The sequence below is a fragment of the Streptomyces sp. HUAS MG91 genome (assembly GCF_040529335.1).
In the GTDB taxonomy this organism is placed as follows: Bacteria; Actinomycetota; Actinomycetes; order Streptomycetales; family Streptomycetaceae; genus Streptomyces; species Streptomyces tabacisoli.
Window position 1 is genome coordinate 3172543 of record NZ_CP159534.1, and the last position, 17932, is coordinate 3190474.

14 protein-coding genes and 1 tRNA gene are annotated in these 17932 nt (G+C 68.9%); 12 read left to right on the plus strand and 3 right to left on the minus strand.

Annotation, left to right across the window (positions count from 1 at the left end; all coding sequences use genetic code 11):
- Positions 1 to 122: 122 nt before the first annotated feature.
- On the minus strand, positions 123 to 647 hold the full coding sequence (locus tag ABII15_RS14445) for a universal stress protein (protein ID WP_353942731.1): 525 nt from the start codon (positions 645 to 647) through the stop codon (positions 123 to 125).
- Between the two features lie 440 nt (positions 648 to 1087).
- Here ABII15_RS14445 and ABII15_RS14450 point away from each other — a divergent pair, with 440 nt between their 5' ends.
- The 5 genes from ABII15_RS14450 (at position 1088) to ABII15_RS14470 (ending at position 4862) form a co-directional block, all read left to right on the plus strand.
- Complete coding sequence (locus ABII15_RS14450; protein WP_353947059.1) at positions 1088 to 1393, plus strand: hypothetical protein; 306 nt, start codon at positions 1088 to 1090, stop codon at positions 1391 to 1393.
- A gap of 398 nt (positions 1394 to 1791) precedes the next feature.
- Positions 1792 to 3090, plus strand: a complete 1299-nt coding sequence (locus ABII15_RS14455; RefSeq protein ID WP_353942732.1) for a helix-turn-helix domain-containing protein — start codon at positions 1792 to 1794, stop codon at positions 3088 to 3090.
- A gap of 62 nt (positions 3091 to 3152) precedes the next feature.
- Positions 3153 to 3755 (plus strand): oligoribonuclease, encoded by a 603-nt coding sequence (orn, locus tag ABII15_RS14460; protein ID WP_353942733.1) that lies wholly within the window; start codon positions 3153 to 3155, stop codon positions 3753 to 3755.
- Positions 3756 to 3877: 122 nt separating this feature from the next.
- A tRNA-His gene (locus ABII15_RS14465) sits at positions 3878 to 3950 on the plus strand.
- A gap of 258 nt (positions 3951 to 4208) precedes the next feature.
- Positions 4209 to 4862, plus strand: a complete 654-nt coding sequence (locus ABII15_RS14470; protein WP_353942734.1) for a class I SAM-dependent methyltransferase — start codon at positions 4209 to 4211, stop codon at positions 4860 to 4862.
- A gap of 40 nt (positions 4863 to 4902) precedes the next feature.
- Here the strand turns inward: ABII15_RS14470 and ABII15_RS14475 are convergent, their stop codons facing one another.
- Complete coding sequence (locus tag ABII15_RS14475) at positions 4903 to 5958, minus strand: LacI family DNA-binding transcriptional regulator (protein WP_353942735.1); 1056 nt, start codon at positions 5956 to 5958, stop codon at positions 4903 to 4905.
- Between the two features lie 254 nt (positions 5959 to 6212).
- Between ABII15_RS14475 and ABII15_RS14480 the strand changes: the two genes are divergently transcribed.
- From ABII15_RS14480 to ABII15_RS14510, 7 genes are all read left to right on the plus strand, one after another.
- Complete coding sequence (locus tag ABII15_RS14480) at positions 6213 to 7538, plus strand: ABC transporter substrate-binding protein (RefSeq protein ID WP_353942736.1); 1326 nt, start codon at positions 6213 to 6215, stop codon at positions 7536 to 7538.
- Positions 7535 to 8569 carry a sugar ABC transporter permease gene (locus ABII15_RS14485; protein ID WP_353942737.1) on the plus strand — a complete coding sequence of 345 codons (1035 nt, stop codon included), beginning with the start codon at positions 7535 to 7537 and terminating at the stop codon, positions 8567 to 8569. Before ABII15_RS14480 ends, ABII15_RS14485 begins: the two co-directional genes overlap by 4 nt.
- Positions 8566 to 9468: a carbohydrate ABC transporter permease gene (locus ABII15_RS14490; protein ID WP_353942738.1), complete on the plus strand. Its 903-nt coding sequence runs from the start codon at positions 8566 to 8568 to the stop codon at positions 9466 to 9468. Before ABII15_RS14485 ends, ABII15_RS14490 begins: the two co-directional genes overlap by 4 nt.
- Before the next feature lie 128 nt (positions 9469 to 9596).
- Entirely contained in the window at positions 9597 to 11048 is a 1452-nt protein-coding gene (locus ABII15_RS14495; RefSeq protein ID WP_353942739.1) for a GH1 family beta-glucosidase, read from the plus strand.
- A 127-nt stretch (positions 11049 to 11175) separates the two neighbouring features.
- Entirely contained in the window at positions 11176 to 12852 is a 1677-nt protein-coding gene (gene aspT / locus ABII15_RS14500) for an aspartate-alanine antiporter (RefSeq protein ID WP_353942740.1), read from the plus strand.
- A gap of 10 nt (positions 12853 to 12862) precedes the next feature.
- Positions 12863 to 14566, plus strand: a complete 1704-nt coding sequence (aspT, locus tag ABII15_RS14505; RefSeq protein ID WP_353942741.1) for an aspartate-alanine antiporter — start codon at positions 12863 to 12865, stop codon at positions 14564 to 14566.
- Positions 14567 to 14603: 37 nt separating this feature from the next.
- The gene (locus ABII15_RS14510; protein ID WP_353942742.1) at positions 14604 to 16253 is read left to right on the plus strand and encodes a bifunctional aspartate transaminase/aspartate 4-decarboxylase; all 1650 of its coding nucleotides are present in this window, start codon (positions 14604 to 14606) and stop codon (positions 16251 to 16253) included.
- A gap of 90 nt (positions 16254 to 16343) precedes the next feature.
- On the opposite strand, the gene ABII15_RS14515 is transcribed toward ABII15_RS14510, so the two are convergent.
- Positions 16344 to 17828, minus strand: coding sequence for a cellulose binding domain-containing protein (locus ABII15_RS14515; protein WP_353942743.1), 1485 nt, complete (start codon positions 17826 to 17828; stop codon positions 16344 to 16346).
- Positions 17829 to 17932: the final 104 nt, after the last annotated feature.

Consider the following 17932-nt stretch of genomic DNA (forward strand, 5'->3'; position numbering starts at 1 on the left):
AAAGCACCTCTACGCGCGAGTAGATTCAGCCACGCGGCAGAAATTCACCGACCGGCCAATGACGCTTCCCCGCACCCGACTTGATGAACCGTCAGCCGCATTTCACCTGGGACAGGACCCGGTCACGGAATGACAACGACGGGCCGCTGCGCGCGCCGCGCGAGCCGCCCCGCGACGGAGCCGAAGATCCGCCCGACGAGACCGTGGGTCGAGCCCACGACGATGGCGTCGGCGGAGTACTCCCGGCCGACCTCCTCCAGCTCGTGGCAGATGTCGCCACCGCGCTCGACGAGGATCCACGGCACCTCGGAGAGATAGTCCGCGCAGGCGAGCTCCAGGCCGAGCACCTCGGTGCGGTGGTCGGGCACGTCCACGAAGACGGGCGGCTCACAGCCGGCCCACACCGTGGTGGGCAGCCGGTTGGCGACATGCACGATGATCAGCCCGGAACCCGAGCGGTGCGCCATGCCGATCGCGTACGCCAGGGCCCGCTCGCTCGACGTCGAGCCGTCGAAGCCGACGACGACGCCGTGCTTGAACGCGGGGTCACAGGCGTGACGGGGCTCTTCGGCGGCTCGGGGGGTCGTCGTCGGATCGGCGACCTGCCGTTTGCGGCCTTCGGGTTCGGGAAGTTCGTGACCGGCCATGAGTGTCTCGGCGTGTACCTCGTGGGCCTCAAATGAGGGGACGACATCTGATCGGCGGAGCTGTGTCCGGGAATCATCTTCCCAACCCCATACCCCCAAGGGTACGGCGACACTCCTCCTCTGCCCAGACTCCGGCCCGCTCTCGGACCTGTACGTACGTGCGCTCCGCAGCGTTCAGGGGAGCATGCACGAGGCGCCGACCGTATGGCAATGGTTGCTGCCCCGTACAGGCGGTTTGCGCACTCTTGTGGGCCACTCGGCGGGCGGAACGAGTGACCGGGACGCACGCCGCGCGTTGAACTCCCGACCGTCACGACCCAGGGAGCACCAAGGAGCACCACGTGCCCGGACCGTCCACCGCGCACCGGACCGCCGGCTCGCGCCGGAGCATCCCGGCCCCCGCCCGCGCGCCGGAGTCGCACACACGGCCGACTCCGCACATCCATGACAAGCCATTCACAGGGGCCGACGGGGCGGGCGACGTCGTCCGCTGGGCGGCGTTCAGCTGTGTCCTGGTGCCGCTCGTCCTCGTCGGGTACGGCATCTCCGCGGCCGGCGCGGCCGGGGCCGCCCTGGGCCTCGCCGCGGTCACCGCGGCCTGCCGACTGCTCCTCCGACAGTCCGAACGTGGTGCTGCACGGTTGCACACTGAACAATGCTGCGCGCATCGTGGTAGGCACGGCCGTACGGGGCAGGGGGCGCACAGGGGCGGGCACCGAGCCGGGCAGAGTGCGCCGGTGGACTGAGGCGTTCCAACGCGCTACCCCGTACATTTTCAGCCAACTTCAGCCGCACAGGCATTCCTTGCTCCTCACCGCTTCCAACCCCCGTTCCACCAGGGCTGAAAGGGCCGCAAAAGCCCCGCGCACCCTACGGGGACCGGCCACTGAGTTGAGGCGCACTTCCCAGCAACGCCCGTGAGTGCAACGCTTCGTGATCGAATGCTTCACGCCAAGTTGCCATGTCGACAATGTGCCAGGTCTTTAACTGGTCACAGGGGCAGCCGGAGACACAGTAGATTCGATCATGACTGGTCGAGTTTTTGGCGGCGGGGGACTTCAGCAGGACCGAGGGGAAACGTGCAGGAGCGAACAGCCCGTCAGAGTATTGAGGGAGCCGCGATCACCGAGGGGGGCTTAGCAGGATGAGCCACGACTCCACCACCGCGCCGGAGGCGGCGGCTCGCAAGCTGTCAGGGCGCAGGCGACGCGAGATCGTCGCGGTGCTGCTCTTCAGCGGCGGACCCATCTTCGAGAGTTCCATACCGCTCTCCGTGTTCGGAATCGACCGTCAGGACGCGGGAGTTCCCCGCTACCGGTTGCTCGTGTGCGCCGGTGAAGAGGGACCCCTGCGGACCACCGGAGGGCTCGAACTCACAGCGCCTCATGGGCTCGAGGCGATCTCGCGGGCAGGCACGGTCGTCGTGCCCGCCTGGCGGTCGATCACCTCGCCGCCCCCGGAGGAGGCGCTGGACGCGATACGTCGCGCCCATGAGGAAGGAGCACGCATAGTCGGCCTGTGCACCGGCGCTTTCGTGCTCGCCGCGGCCGGCCTGCTGGATGGCCGACCGGCGACCACGCACTGGATGTACGCACCGACACTGGCCAAGCGATATCCGTCGGTCCATGTGGACCCGCGCGAGCTCTTCGTGGACGACGGCGACGTACTGACGAGCGCGGGCACCGCGGCCGGTATCGATCTGTGCCTGCACATCGTGCGCACGGATCACGGAAACGAGGCGGCCGGCGCGCTCGCCCGCCGTCTGGTGGTCCCGCCGCGCCGCAGCGGCGGCCAGGAGCGCTATCTCGACCGGTCACTTCCCGAGGAGATCGGGGCGGACCCGCTGGCCGAGGTCGTCGCCTGGGCGCTGGAGCATTTACACGAACAGTTCGATGTGGAGACGCTCGCCGCCCGTGCCTATATGAGCCGCCGCACCTTCGACCGCCGCTTCCGGTCGCTGACGGGGTCCGCCCCGCTCCAGTGGCTGATCACGCAGCGGGTGCTCCAGGCGCAGCGGCTGCTCGAGACGTCCGACTACTCCGTGGACGAGGTGGCGGGGCGCTGCGGGTTCCGCTCTCCCGTGGCACTGCGCGGCCACTTCCGGCGGCAGCTGGGCTCGTCCCCGGCCGCGTACCGGGCGGCCTACCGGGCGCGCCGGCCGCAGTCGAGCGACGGCCCGGGGGCGAACGGCAAGCCGGCGGACAAGCCGCCGGTCGACCTGTCCGCCCTGCCGGGCGACCCGGCGGGCCCCGGTGCCGTGCCGAGTCAGTCCCGGCGCACGGCCGCGGCCGCGTCGGGCCTGGGTGCCCACGCGGCGTCGCTGCCGACGGGGCACAGCGGACACGCGGGGCACTCCGGACACCTGGAGGGCGGCAAACCGCCGTCCGACGCGTTCGCGCCGGGGCGCGCCAGCCTGCCCGGGCCGCGGACCGCGCCCCAGTAACCCGTACAGGAGCTGATGCCCGTCGTCTGCCAGCGAGAAGGTCTGACCCGTAGGGTTGGCCCATGAACGATCGCATGGTGTGGATCGACTGCGAGATGACCGGACTCTCGCTGGCGAACGACGCGCTCATCGAGGTGGCCGCACTGGTCACCGACTCGGAGCTGAACGTACTCGGTGACGGGGTGGACATCGTGATCCGCCCCCCGGACGAGGCCTTGGAACAGATGCCCGAGGTGGTGCGGCAGATGCACACCGCCTCGGGTCTCCTGGAAGAGCTGGCGGGCGGCACGACGCTCGCCGACGCCGAGGAGCAGGTCCTGGCGTACGTACGTGAACACGTCAAGGACGCGGGCAAGGCCCCGCTCTGCGGGAACTCGGTCGGGACCGACCGGGGATTCCTGCTGCGGGACATGCCGACGCTGGAGGAGTACCTCCACTACCGGATCGTCGATGTGTCCTCGGTCAAGGAACTGGCCCGGCGCTGGTACCCGAGGGCGTACTTCAACAGTCCGGAGAAGAACGGCAACCACCGGGCGCTCGCCGACATCCGCGAATCCATCGCGGAGCTGCGCTACTACCGCGAGGCGATCTTCGTCCCGCAACCCGGGCCCGACTCGGACACCGCGAAGTCCATCGCGGCGAAGCACGTCCTGCCTGCGGAGTAGCCACTTCCAGGCCCGCTCGTACGGGGTCCGCCCGGCTTCGGCAAAAGGGGTGCGCGAGCACCCCTTCGGACCCTGTACACTTTTTCTCGGCCGGTCGGAAGAACGACAAAAGACCGGACATGGTGGGTGTAGCTCAGTTGGTAGAGCACCTGGTTGTGGTCCAGGTGGCCGCGGGTTCAAGTCCCGTCACTCACCCTGAATGATCAAGGCCCGACCTGCGAAAGCAGGCCGGGCCTTGATCGTTTCCGCATCCCTGGGATCACACGGCCATGCTCTCCCCGGCCCTGCGGGCTGCCGATCGTGATCACCACGTACCTGATGCGGCCCAGAGTGACGTCTGCTCGGCCTGCGACAACAAGGCCCCCGACAGTCACTGACCCGCTACAGTCACCCCCGCCCTCTCCCCCGCCGCGAGGGCGGGGACCCGTATGTCGACCCGTCCAAGGACCCTCTGTGCCTGTTCCCCACGACATCGCCGCCGAGACCGCCCTCTGGAACACCTTCGCCGAGTCCGCCTTCAAGGACGACGCCGAACCTGCTTTCTGCTGGACCCAGTACGCCGGTCACGGTCCCGGTCCCGAGCTCCTTGGTGCCCCGGCGTCGGTCCTGGAGGTCGGCTGCGGCACCGGCCGGGCCCTCGCGCATCTCGCACTGTCCGGCGTGGAGGCACGCGGTATCGACCTGTCCCCGGTCATGGTGCGGAAGTCCACCGAGAAATGGGCGCACACCGGCGCAGAGTTCGTGTGCGGCGAGGTCCTCGGCGTCCTGCGCGACGACACCCGGACGTACGACGCCGTCTTCAGCATCTTCGGCGCGGCCTGGTTCACCGACCCGTCCCGGCTGTTCCCCCTCGTCCGCGAACACCTCACCCCGGGCGGGCGGTTCGTGTTCTCCCAACCGCCCGCCATCCCCGGGGCCTACGGGCCCCAGGGCATGTACAAGGGCGGCTTTGCCGGGAAGGCCCAGTTCACCTACCGGTACAGCTACAAGCCGGCCGTGTGGGAGCGGCATCTGCTCCGCGCCGGATTCACCACCGCCACGGCTCGGGTGGTGGACGCCCCAACCCCGGGGCACATCGGGACCCTCATCGTGTCCGCGGAGGCATGACGGGCACCCGCCACCAGAAGGCCCACGACTGCCGGGCCCCCTACGACGACGCCCGGATCACCAGTTCCGTCGGTAGTACCAGGTGGCGCTCCGCGCCCCGGCGGGACGAGGAGCGTTTGCCCTCTGCCGCCAGGGCTATCTCGTCGAGGAGGAGCTCCGTCATCGCGCGGCCCATGTCGCGGGTGGGCTGGCGGACGCTGGTCAGGCCGGGCTCCAGGTGGCGGGCGATCATGGAGTCGTCGAAGCCGACCAGCGCCACGTCGTCGGGGATGCGGCGGCCCGCCTCGCGCAGGACCTGGCGGGCGCCGGAGGCCATCAGGTCGGAGCAGGCGAAGACCGCGTCGAGGCGGGGGCTGCGTTCAAGAAGATCAGTCATGCAGCGCCGGCCGCCCTCCTCGGTGAAGTCTCCGTAGGCCACCATTTTCTCGTCGTACGCGAGTCCGGAGGCGGCCAGTTCGTCCTCGTATCCGACCAGTCGGCGCTGGGCTCCGTACACGTCGAGCGGGCCGGTGATGATCGCGATCGAGCGGCGGCCGCGGGAGACCAGGTGCTCGATCGCGGAGCGGGCCCCTGCGTAGTTGTCGGTGTCGACCGAGGGCAGCGGCTCGTCGGCCGAGCGGGGGCCGCTGATCACCGTGGGGATGTCCATCTGGAGGAGCCGGTCGGCGAGCGGGTCGTCGGAGTGGACGGAGACGAGGAGGACGCCGTCGACGCGGTGGGCCGCGAGGTAGGAGGCGAGCTTGTCGCGCTCGCGCTCACCGCGGGCGAAGGTGAGCAGAAGCTGCAGGTTGGACTCGGCGAGGGCCATGCCGACGCCGCCGACCATGCCGGAGAAGTAGGGCTCCGAGAAGAACCGGGACTCGGCTTCAGGGACCACCACGGCTATGGAGTCGGTGCGGTTGGCGGCGAGGGCGCGGGCCGCCGTGTTCGGGACGTAGCCCAGCTCGGCGATGGCCTCCTCGACCGAGGCGCGGGTGGCGTCGCTGACCCGCGGGGAGCCGTTGATCACCCGGGAGACGGTGCCGCGGCCGACGCCGGCCCGGGCCGCGACCTCCTCCAGCGTCGGACGCCTGCCGTGAGTGCCGTGAGCCACCATGGCTTCTCCCTCCCCGAGTCTCAGGCGGAATCTAACAGCCCTATAACCGCGGCGACTTGTCGCCGTCACACGTCTTGACACCCACCGCCCGAGGCGCGAATCTTCAACTCATCACGGATGGGAGCGCTCCCATCCTAGTAGACGCATACAGAAGCCGCACGCTCCCCGACCGAGCCGCACGTGAACACAAGGGTCCAGCAAGGCAGTTGGCCGGGATCAGTACAGATGAGCAAGTGAGCACTTTGGAGGACGCAATGCGCACGACTGCCCGTACGTCCCGCCGCGCGACGACCTTCGCGGTCGTCGCCGCCCTGGCGACAGGACTGCTTGCCGGATGCGCCGCCGACGACGGCGACTCCGGCAGCGGATCGAGCGGTGGCTCCGGTGGCGGGGGCAAGACGACCCTGACGGTCGGCACCTTCGGCACCTTCGGTTACAAGCAGGCCGGGCTCTACGACGAGTACATGAAGCTCCACAAGGACATCACGATCAAGGAGAACGTCACCACTCGCACCGACGTCTACTGGCCCAAGACGCTCACCCGTCTGCAGGCCGGCTCCGGCACGGACGACATCCAGGCCATCGAGGTCGGCAACATCACCGAGGCGGTGCAGACCCAGGCCGCCAAGTTCGTCGACATCGGCAAGGAGGTCGACAAGTCCCAGTGGCTGGACTGGAAGAACGCCCAGGCCACCACCAAGGACGGCAAGCAGATCGCCCTCGGCACGGACGTCGGCCCGATGGCCATCTGCTACCGCAAGGACCTGTTCGAGAAGGCCGGTCTGGAGACCGACCGCACCAAGCTCGCCAAGTCCTGGAACGGCAGCTGGGACAAGTACGTCGCCCTGGGCAAGCAGTACATGAAGAAGGCGCCGAGCGGCACCAAGTTCGTGGACTCGGCCTCCTCCGTCTACAACGCGGCGCTCGGTGGTGAGAAGGAGCGCTACTACGACAAGGAGGGCAACGTCATCTGGGACAAGTCCTCGGGCGTGAAGAACTCCTGGAACGCCGCGATGACGGTCGCGACCAGCGACATGTCGGCCAAGCTGAAGCAGTTCGACAAGCCCTGGGACCAGGGCTTCGCCAACGGCACCTTCGCCACGGTGGCCTGCCCCGCGTGGATGCTCGGCTACATCCAGACCAAGGCCGGCGCGGCCGGCGAGGGCAAGTGGGACGTGGCGGCGGCGCCGACCGCGGCCAACTGGGGCGGCTCGTTCATCGGCGTGCCGACCGCGAGCAAGCACCAGAAGGAGGCCATCGCGCTGGCCAAGTGGCTGACGGCCCCGGAGCAGCAGGCCAAGGTCTTCGGTGAGCAGGCCAGCTTCCCGTCCACGCCGTCGGCGTACGCGAGCCTGAAGCCCGAGGCGAAGACCACCAAGTACTTCTCGGACGCTCCGCTCACCCAGATCTTCTCCGACTCGGCGAAGACCATCCCGGTCCAGGTCTTCGGCGTCAAGGACCAGCCGATCAGCACCGCGATCACCGACACCGGCATCCTCCAGGTGGAGCAGAAGGGCAAGTCGCCGTCGCAGGGCTGGGACGCGGCCACCAAGGAAGTCAAGGACGTGCTCGGCCAGTGACCAGCTCCGAACAGGCACTCGCGCGCGACGCGTCGAGCGCCGACGCCGGGCCCGGCTCCCTCACCGGGGAGCCGGGCCCGGCCCGGGGCGCTCAGGGTCGCGGTACGACGCCGGCGCCCTCCTCCTGGCGCAGCCGGCTGTACCGCTGGGACATGAAGGCGTCCCCGTACGCGTTCATCTCCCCCTTCTTCATCATCTTCGGCGCCTTCTCGCTGGTGCCGCTGCTCTACACCGCCTGGTACTCGCTGCACAACGTGCAGCTGTCCTCGCTCGACACCCAGACCTGGGCGGGCCTGGACAACTACAAGAACCTCTTCACGTCGGACTTCTTCTGGAACGCGCTGAAGAACACGTTCAGCATCGGCGTGATCTCCACCGTGCCGCAGCTGATCGCGGCCCTCTGGCTCGCCCACATGCTCAACTACCGGCTGCGCGGGTCGGTCGTGTGGCGCGTGGTCGTGCTCACCCCGTACGCGACCTCGGTGGCGGCGGCGACGCTCGTCTTCGTGCTGCTGTTCTCGCCGGACACCGGCATGGTCAACTGGCTGCTGGATCTGGTCGGCATGGATCCCGTCAACTGGCGTGAGTCCGACTGGGGTTCGCAGTTCGCCGTGTCGTCGATCGTCATCTGGCGGTGGACCGGGTACAACGCGCTGATCTATCTCGCCGCGATGCAGGCGATCCCGGCCGACCTGTACGAGTCGGCGGCGCTGGACGGCGCGAACCGGTGGAAGCAGTTCCGTCACGTGACCATCCCGATGCTGCGACCGACCATCCTGTTCACGGTGGTCGTCTCCACCATCGGCGCGACCCAACTGTTCGGCGAGCCGCTGCTGTTCGGCGGAGTCAGCGGCACCAAGGGCGGGTCCGAGCACCAGTACCAGACGCTCGGCCTGTACATGTACGACCAGGGCTGGATCGTCGGCAACCTCGGCAAGGCCTCCGCGATCGCCTGGTCGATGTTCCTGATCCTGCTGGTCATCGCCGCGATCAACCTGCTGATCACCCGACGGCTGAGGAAGACCCAATGACCACCATCACTGATGTGACGCCGGTGCCCGCGCCGGCGCCGGCGCCGCCCGGCCCGAAGCGGCGGGGGATGGGGGCCGGCAAGCAACTGCACGCGGGACCGGTCACGTACGCCGTGCTCGTGCTGTTCGCCGTGATCTCCCTCGCGCCGCTGGTGTGGACGGCGATCGCGGCCTCGCGCACCAACACCCGGCTCGCGCAGACGCCGCCGCCGTTCTGGTTCGGCGGAAACCTGTTCAAGAACCTGCAGACGGCCTGGGAACAGGCCTCCATGGGCACGGCGATGCTCAACTCGGTGATCGTGGCGTCGACCATCACCATCGGTACGGTCGTGTTCTCCACGCTCGCCGGATTCGCCTTCGCCAAGCTGAAGTTCCGGTTCTCCTCGACGCTGCTGCTGATGACCATCGGCACCATGATGATCCCGCCGCAGCTCGCCGTCGTGCCGCTCTACCTGTGGATGAGCGACCTGGGCTGGTCCAACCAGCTCCAGACGGTGATCCTGCCGACCCTGGTCAGCGCCTTCGGTACGTTCTTCATGCGGCAGTACCTGGTGCAGGCGCTGCCGACCGAGCTGATCGAGGCGGCGCGGGTCGACGGTGCGAGCAGCCTGCGGGTCGTGTGGCACGTCGTCTTCCCGGCGGCCCGGCCCGCGATGGCCGTGCTCGGGCTGCTGACCTTCGTCATGGCCTGGAACGACTTCCTGTGGCCGATCATCGCCCTGAACCAGGAGAACCCGACGGTCCAGGTCGCCCTCAACTCGCTGGGCACCGGCTACATCCCCGACGACTCCGTGATCATGGCCGGCGCGCTTCTGGGCACGTTGCCGCTGCTCATCGCGTTCTTGCTGTTCGGCAAGCAGATCGTGGGCGGCATCATGCAGGGCGCGGTGAAGGGGTAGCGGGCCTCGCCTTCTCGTCTGCCCCGTTCCTCGACGCGGGCGAGTGCCGGCCCGGTGCGCGAGAAGCGGCCACCGGCCCGCACTCGCCCCTCCCTCCGACCTCCTTCCACCCTTATGGGAGCGCTCCTATGACCACCACTGACAACATTGAGCCCGCCATCACCACAGCCCCCACGGCAGTGACCCGCTTCCCCGCCGGATTCCTGTGGGGCTCCGCCACCGCCTCGTACCAGATCGAGGGCGCCGTCCGCGAGGACGGCCGCACCCCGTCGATCTGGGACACCTTCAGCCACACCCCGGGCAAGGTGCTGAACGGGGACACCGGTGACGTCGCCGTGGACCACTACCACCGCTGGCGCGACGACGTGCGGCTGATGGCGGACCTGGGCCTGACCGCGTACCGCTTCTCCGTGGCCTGGCCGCGGGTGCAGCCGACCGGGCGCGGGCCCGCCGTGCAGCGCGGGCTCGACTTCTACCGGGGCCTGGTCGACGAACTGCTCGCGCACGGCATCAAGCCCGTCGCGACCCTGTACCACTGGGACCTGCCGCAGGAGCTGGAGAACGCGGGCGGCTGGCCCGTGCGGGACACCGCCCACCGGTTCGCGGAGTACGCCACCCTGGTCGGCGAGGCGCTCGGCGACCGGGTCGAGCAGTGGGTGACCCTGAACGAGCCCTGGTGCAGCGCCTTCCTGGGCTACGGCTCGGGCGTGCACGCGCCGGGCCGCACCGACGGGGCAGCCGCCCTGCGCGCCGCGCACCACCTCAACCTCGGCCACGGTCTGGCCACGTCGGCGCTGCGCGGCGTCCTGCCCGGCCGCGCGCAGATCGGCCTCAGCCTGAACCCGAGCGTGGTCAGGTCGCTGACCGACGACCCGGCCGACCTGGACGCCAAGCGCCGGATCGACGCGCTCGCCAACCGGGTCTTCACCGGGCCGCTGCTGAAGGGCGCCTACCCCGAGGACCTGATCGCCGACACCGCGCGCCTCACGGACTGGTCGTTCGTGCAGGACGGGGACACCGGGATCATCCACCAGCCGCTGGACTTCATCGGCCTGAACTACTACACGCCCGCCATCGTCTCGGCCCCGCGCGCCGGTCGGACCGGCCCCCGGCGCGACGGCCACGGCGCCAGCGACCACTCGCCGTGGCCGGGCTCGGAGGAGATCGAGTTCCACCGCGTGAACGAGGACGTCACCGCGATGGACTGGCCGGTGGACCCGACCGGCCTGAGCGACCTGCTCCTCGACTACAGCGCGCAGGCGCCCGGCGTTCCCCTCTACGTGACGGAGAACGGCGCCGCCTACGAGGACACCGTCGTGGACGGCGCGGTGCACGACCCGGAGCGGGTCCGCTATCTGCACGCCCACCTCGGCGCCGTGCACGACGCGATCGCCCGGGGCGCGGACGTCCGCGGCTACTTCCTCTGGTCGCTGCTCGACAACTTCGAATGGGCGTACGGGTACAGCAAGCGGTTCGGCGCGGTCTACGTCGACTACGAGACGCAGCAGCGCATCCCGAAGTCCAGCGCCACCTGGTACGCACAGGTCGCGCGCAACGGCGGGCTGCCCGCTCAGGACTGACCACGGGCCGGGGGGAAGGGCCGGTACGCCGAACGCCACTCGCGTGGCGGAGCGGCGTACCGGCCCTTATTTTTCGGCTATGCCCGATAACTCACATATGTCCGCCCACGAGAGCCACTGAGCCGCCATGGGGGTACTCAAGGACCACCCGGAACTCGTCCTGTTCGTGAGCCTCGCGCTCGGCTACCTCGTCGGGAAGCTGCGCGTGGGACCGCTCACCCTGGGCGGCATCTGCGGCACCCTGATCGTCTCGCTGCTGCTGGGCGCCTGGACCAAGGCGCAGGTCTCCGACGACGTGAAGACCGTGTTCTTCGCGCTGTTCATCTTCGCGCTCGGCTACATGGCCGGGCCTCAGTTCTTCCGGAACCTGAACAAGAAGTCGCTGCGCTTCTTCGTGCTCTGCGGCATCGAGCTGGTCTGTGTCCTCGGCATCGCCTTCGGCCTCGCCAAGTGGTTCGACCTGGACGTCGGCACGGCCTCCGGCATCCTGGCCGGCGCGGCCACCGAGTCCGCCGTGGTCGGCACCGCGACCGAGTCCATCGGCAAGCTGAGCAATCTGACCGCCTCGCAGATCACCGAGTACCAGGGCAACGTCGCCACCGCGTACACGGTCTGCTACCTCTTCGGCCTGATCACGATCGTGCTCTACACGAGCCAGATCATGCCGATGATCCTCCGCATCAACCTGCGCGACGCCGCCCGCGAGCTGTGGGAGAAGACCCGCAGCAGCGGCAGCCTGGAGGCGGACGAGCGTCCGGCGCTGCCGGGCATGGTGGGCCGCACCTATCTGGTGACGACCGCCGACGGCCGCACGGTCAGCGATCTCCAGGACCATCTCGACGAGCGGGTGACGATCGAGAACGTCAAGCGCGGCAGCAAGATCCTCACCGTCACGCCGGAGCTGGAACTCACCCTTTCGGACCTGGTGCTCCTGGTCGGCCGGCGGGCCAACGTGATCGAGGCCGGCCGGCTGATCGGCCCCGAGACCCCGGGCGTGCCCGGACTCGACTCGCCGCTCGCCAGCCGCGAGGTCTCCATCACCGACAAGGCGCTCGACGGCAAGACGGTCGACGAGCTCCAGCGGGCCAACCCCGAGTTCCTCCAGGACGGCGTCTACGTCACCGACGTGACCCGCGGCGACACCGACATCCCGGCCAACGGCGACACGGTGCTGCACCGCGGTGACGTGCTCACCCTGGTCGGCGCCCGCTCGGGCCTGAACAAGCTGGTCGCCAAGATCGGCTCGGTGGTCAAGAACGACGCCACCGACTTCATCTACCTGGGCCTCGGCATCGCCGCCGGTTCGCTGCTCGGGCAGATCGTGGTCAAGTTCGGCGACGTGCCGCTGTCGCTCGGCACGGGCGGCGGCTGTCTGGTCTCCGGCCTGCTGTTCGGCTGGTTCCGCTCGCGGTCGCAGACCTTCGGCGCGTTCCCGCCGCAGGCCGCCTCCACGATCAAGGACATGGGGCTGGCCGTCTTCATCGCCTGTACGGGCCTGGTGTCCGGGCCGCAGGCCTGGCCGCTGCTCAAGGAGTACGGGGCGCTGCTGCCGTTCGCCGGGATCGCGATGGTGCTGATCCCCGCCACGATCTCGCTGTTCGTCGGGCGGCGACTGCTGAAGATCGAGAAGCCGCTGCTGATCGGCGCCATCGCCGGACAGCAGTGCTCGACACCCGCGATCACCGCCGTCACCCAGGTGGCGCAGTCGTCGGTGCCGCTGCTCGGCTACACGATCACCTACGCCCTCTCCAACTTCCTGCTCCCCCTGACGGGCCCCCTGCTCGTCGGCGTACTCGGCCACTGAGAGGCAAGCAGTGATCGACTTCCTCAACCGGAACATCTTCCAGCCCCACCCCGAACTGCTGGTCTTCATCACCGTCGCGATCGGCTTCCTCTTCGGGAAGATCCGCTACAAGGCGATCGCGCTCGGCGCCGTCACCGGCTGTCTGGTGGCGGGGCTGCTCCTCGGCGCCCAGTTCAAGGTGACGATCGACGGGACCGTGAAGAACCTGTTCTTCACGATGTTCCTGTTCGCCCTCGGCTACAAGGTCGGCCCGCAGTTCTTCCGCGGCCTGAAGAAGGACGGCCTGCCGCAGGTCGTCAACGCGATCGTCGTCTGCGTCACCGGCCTGCTGGTCTGCTGGGGCTTCGCGGCCCTGCTCGGCTACGGTCCCGGGCTCAGCGCCGGTCTGCTCGGCGGGGCCCTCACCCAGTCCGCGGTGATCGGTGTCGCGCAGGACGCCATCGGCAACCTGCCGGGCCTGTCCTCGGCCCAGGTCAAGGACGAGAGCAACCTCGTCGCCATCGGGTACGCGGTGACGTACCCGCTCGGCACGATCCTGTGCGCGATGCTGCTCGCCAACGTCCTGCCGAAGCTGTACCGCAAGGACCTGGCGGCCGAGTCGGCGGCGCTGGCCAAGGAGCTGGACGCGCCGGACGACAACCCGGACCTCAACGAGGGCTACTACGAGGTCGTGCTGCGGGCCTACACGATCCAGCGCCCGGACGTCGTCGGCCGCACCATCGACGACTTCGAGCAGCAGCAACAGCAGCTCGGCCACCGCATCTACATCACGCGGGTGCGCCGCGACGGGCAGATCCTCGACCACGACCAGCAGACGGTGCTGCGCGAGGGCGATGTCGTGGCGCTGAGCGCGCTGCGCGGCTCGCTCGTCGACTACGACGCCCGTACGCACATCGGCGGCGAGACCGACGACGTCGAACTGCTCGGCTACCAGACCGAGACGCTGCACGTCGTCGCCTCGGAGAAGGCCCAGCTCGGCAAGACGGTCGCCGATCTGCGCAAGGAGCCGTTCATGGTCGGCGTCTACATCGACAAGATCTACCGCTCCGGCGCCGACTTCCCGTACCGCCTCTCCTCGAAGATCGAGCGCGGCGACACCCTGATCCTGACCGGGCCCAAGCGGCTGGTCGACCCGGCGGGCGCGGCGATCGGCAAGCCGGTCCCGACGTCGTTCGCGACCGACATGATCTGGGTCGGCCTCGGCATCTTCCTCGGCGGCTGCATCGGCATCCCGGCGCTGACCGCGGGCGGCGTGCCGATCTCGCTGTCCACCTCGGGCGGCGCGCTGATCATGGGCCTGATCTTCGGCTGGATCCGCGGCAAGTACCCGACGTACGGCAACGTGCCGCCCGGCGCCCAGTGGTTCATGGACACGCTCGGCCTGTGCCTGTTCGTCGCGGTCGTCGGCATCAACGCGGGCCCGAGCTTCACCTCCGGCCTGTCGACGGCGGGCTGGGGGCTGCTGATCTTCGGCGCGGTGGCGACCGTGATCCCGCTGATCGTCGGCTTCCTGGTCGGCCACTACATCCAGAAGATCCGCTTCCCGATCCTGATGGGCGTCCTCGCGGGCGGCCAGACCACTACGGCGGCCATCGGCGCGATCAACGAGTCGTCCAGATCCCAGGTGCCGACGCTCGGCTACACGATCCCGTACGCCGTCGGGAACGTGCTGCTGACCATCTGGGGCGCCGTGATCGTCCTCCTCCACCACTGAGCCCCGCCCCTGAGCACCGTAAGGAAGCAGAGACCTCATGCCGAAGACGAACCTGACCCGCGAGCAGATCAAGAGCTACGCCCAGCTCTCCCCCTTCGAGCTGAAGAACATCTTCATCGACCTGGCCAAGGAGGCGCAGGCCGACCAGCCCGGCCAGAAGGACAAGTCGAGCGTCCAGATGCTCAACGCGGGCCGCGGCAACCCGAACTGGACCGCGACCGGCCCCCGTGAGGCGTTCTACGCGCTCGGCTACTTCTCCCTGGAGGAGTCGCGCCGGGTGTGGACGGCCGACAACCTCGGCGGCATGCCGGAGGAGAAGGGCTCCTACGAGCGCTTCGACACGTTCGTGCGCCGCCACCCGGACCTGCCCGGCATCGAGATGCTCGCCCAGTGCGTGCAGCTGGGCATCCAGCGGTTCGGGTTCGACAAGGACGCCTTCGTGCACGAGCTGACCGACAGCTCGATCGGCGACAACTACCCGGTGCCGGACCGGATCCTGCACCACACGCAGGAGATCGTGCGCGGCTACATCGCCGACGAGATGTTCGCGAAGAAGCCGCCGGCCGGTGACATCTCGTACTTCGCGACCGAGGGCGGCACCGCCGCCATGTGCTACATCTTCGACTCGCTCATGAAGAACGGGATCCTGCACAAGGGCGACAAGATCGCCCTGATGGTGCCGGTCTTCACGCCGTACATCGAGATCCCCGAGCTGGACACGTACGAGTTCGACGTCACGTACGTCCAGGCCAACATGTTCGCCGAGGCGGGCGTGCGCGAGTGGCGCTACCCGACCGAGGAGGTCGCCAAGCTGGAGGACCCGGAGATCAAGCTGGTCTGCCTGGTCAACCCCTCCAACCCGCCCTCCCTCGCCCTGTCGCAGCGCGTCGCGAACCAGATCAAGGACATCGTCTCGACGAAGAACCCGAACCTGCTGATCGTCACCGACGACGTGTACGGCACGTTCGTGGAGGGCTTCCGCTCCATCGCCGCGGACCTGCCGCGCAACACGCTGCTCGTGTACTCGTACTCGAAGCACTACGGCTGCACCGGCTGGCGGCTCGGTGTCATCGGGCTGCACGACGACAACGTGATCGACGAGCTGATCGCGGGGCTCCCGGCGGCGGAGAAGGAGCGCCTGAACAAGCGGTACGGATCGCTCACCCTGGAGCCCGAGAAGATCAGGTTCATCGACCGGCTGGTCGCCGACTCCCGTCAGGTGGCGCTCAACCACACGGCGGGCCTCTCGCTCCCCCAGCAGGTCATGCTCGGCCTCTTCTCGCTCTTCGACATGCTGGAGGAGGGCCAGGCGTACAAGGAGAAGATCCGCGGGATCGTCCAGCAGCGCCTCGAACTCCTCCTGGAGGGCGCCCGGATGAAGGTCGCCGAGGACCCGCGCCGCGCCGGGTACTACATCGAGCTGGACCTGATGGCGCAGGCCGAGCTGGAGCACGGCGAGGAGTTCGCGGCCTTCCTGAAGAAGGAGTTCGAGCCCGTCGACCCGCTGTTCCGCCTCGCCCAGCAGACGGGCGTGGTGCTCCTGAACGGCGGCGGGTTCGAGGGCCCGGAGTGGTCGGTGCGCGTCTCGCTCGCCAACCTCGACGACCTGGACTACCTGAAGATCGGCCACCACCTGCGGGCGATCTTCGACGGCTACGCGGCGGAGTGGCGGGCCGCGCAGGGCTGACGTCGGTCAGCCCCGGCCGGGTGGGGGACTCCGCAGAGCGCCGGCCGGGGCTGCAACCCCCGTATTCCAGTGGTCAGTTGAAGGCGGCGCCTACTTGAAGGCCGCGAACGCCTTCTGGAACGCGTTCGCCGACTGCTCGATCGAGCTGCAGGTCGGCTGCGCCGAGTTCGAGGCGCCCCCGTCGCACTGCTTGTCGCGGGTGGCCGACCACATCGACAGGCCGCCCAGGCCCTTGGCCTTGGCGAAAGAGACGAGCTGGGTGGCGTCGTCGACCTTGAAGACCTCCGACGAGACGTCGTTGACGCCGATCATCGGGGTGATCGCGACGGCCTTCCAGGCGGCCGCGTCGGACAGGCCCAGCGCGGTCTTGATCTGCGCCTGCGTGGCGGTCGCGGCCTGCTCGGCGTAGGTGCCCATGTCGCCGCTGTACGACGCCCCGTAGTCCATCGCCATGATGTTGACGAGGTCGGTCTTCACGCCGTTGTCCTTGGCGTTCTTCAGGAAGTTCACGCCGTCGGAGGTCAGGCCCTCGGGCATCACCGGCAGGGTGAAGGAGACGTTCAGGTCCGTGTTGTTCTTCTGGAGCGTCGCGATCGCCTTGGCCCGCTCGGTGTTCGCGGCCGTGTCCGGCAGCGCGCCGCCCTCGACGTCGAAGTCGACCTTGGTGAGCTTGAACTGGTCGATGACCTTCTGGTACGCCGCCGCCAGGTCGGACGCCGAGGAGCAGGCCTGCGCCAGCTCGGTGCCCGAGGCGCCGCCGAAGGAGACCCGGACGTCACCGCCGGCGGACCGCAGGTCGCCTATCTGCGCGGCCACTTCGTCGCTGCCGAGGTCGGTGACGCCGCCCCACTTCGGGGCGCAGGTGCCGCCGGAGGTGATGAAGGCGAGGTTGTACTCCTTGACGCCGGTGGCCTTGGAGGCGGCGACCAGGTCGAACTTCGGGTAGAGCGAGGTGTCGACGTACGGGGCGAAGGCGGCGCCGCTCGCGGCGGACCCGGAGCCCGAACCGGAGCCGGACGACTGCGAGGGGCTCGCCGAGGAAGTGGCCGTCTTCGTCGGCTCGGCGCTCTGCGAGGCCGACGCGGAGGCGGTCGGGGACGGGGTCGCCGACCCGGTCGGGCGGCCGCTCGGCTCCGGGGTGGCGCCCTCGTCGACGGAACACGCGGTGTCGTCGATCTTGCAGCCGGTCGGGGCGGCGTCACCGGCGACGACGAAACCGACGGTCACGGACTTGCCGGGCGCGATGCCCGCCTTGTCCCAGGAGGCGGGGGTGACGGTGACGTGCTGCCCGTCGGTCTTCGACTCGGCGTTCCACAGCGAGCCGAGCTTCGCGCCCTTGGGCAGGTCGAACTCCAGGGTCCAGCCGGACCGGGCCGCGTCCGTGTCGTTGGTGATGACGTACTGGCCGGTGTAACCGCCCGACCAGCTGCTGGTCTTGGTGAACGCGGCACCGACCGAGGCCGCCGACGCGGTGGAGGTGAGGAAGAACGCGCCGCCGCCCACCACGGCCGCGGTGACCACCGCGCCGATGGCCTTGTTCCTGCCGCTGATCCTGCGCCGGTGCGTGCTGCTCATGACGTGCCTGCCTTAGCGATACGGGGTGTTGGGGGTGAGCAGCACGCTAGCGATCAGGAACCCGTCAATTCGGGCAAGAAGGAAGGCAGTTGCGGATCTTAGGG

What these genes read in the sequence shown, in the direction of transcription:
- aspT (WP_353942740.1), top strand. Translation starts at nt 11,176, where the DNA reads ATGGGGGTACTCAAGGACCACCCGGAACTCGTCCTGTTCGTGAGCCTC.
- ABII15_RS14510 (WP_353942742.1), top strand. Translation starts at nt 14,604, where the DNA reads ATGCCGAAGACGAACCTGACCCGCGAGCAGATCAAGAGCTACGCCCAG.
- ABII15_RS14445 (WP_353942731.1), bottom strand. Translation starts at nt 647, where the DNA reads ATGGCCGGTCACGAACTTCCCGAACCCGAAGGCCGCAAACGGCAGGTC.
- ABII15_RS14495 (WP_353942739.1), top strand. Translation starts at nt 9,597, where the DNA reads ATGACCACCACTGACAACATTGAGCCCGCCATCACCACAGCCCCCACG.
- ABII15_RS14515 (WP_353942743.1), bottom strand. Translation starts at nt 17,828, where the DNA reads ATGAGCAGCACGCACCGGCGCAGGATCAGCGGCAGGAACAAGGCCATC.
- orn (WP_353942733.1), top strand. Translation starts at nt 3,153, where the DNA reads ATGAACGATCGCATGGTGTGGATCGACTGCGAGATGACCGGACTCTCG.
- ABII15_RS14455 (WP_353942732.1), top strand. Translation starts at nt 1,792, where the DNA reads ATGAGCCACGACTCCACCACCGCGCCGGAGGCGGCGGCTCGCAAGCTG.
- ABII15_RS14480 (WP_353942736.1), top strand. Translation starts at nt 6,213, where the DNA reads ATGCGCACGACTGCCCGTACGTCCCGCCGCGCGACGACCTTCGCGGTC.
- ABII15_RS14475 (WP_353942735.1), bottom strand. Translation starts at nt 5,958, where the DNA reads ATGGTGGCTCACGGCACTCACGGCAGGCGTCCGACGCTGGAGGAGGTC.
- ABII15_RS14490 (WP_353942738.1), top strand. Translation starts at nt 8,566, where the DNA reads ATGACCACCATCACTGATGTGACGCCGGTGCCCGCGCCGGCGCCGGCG.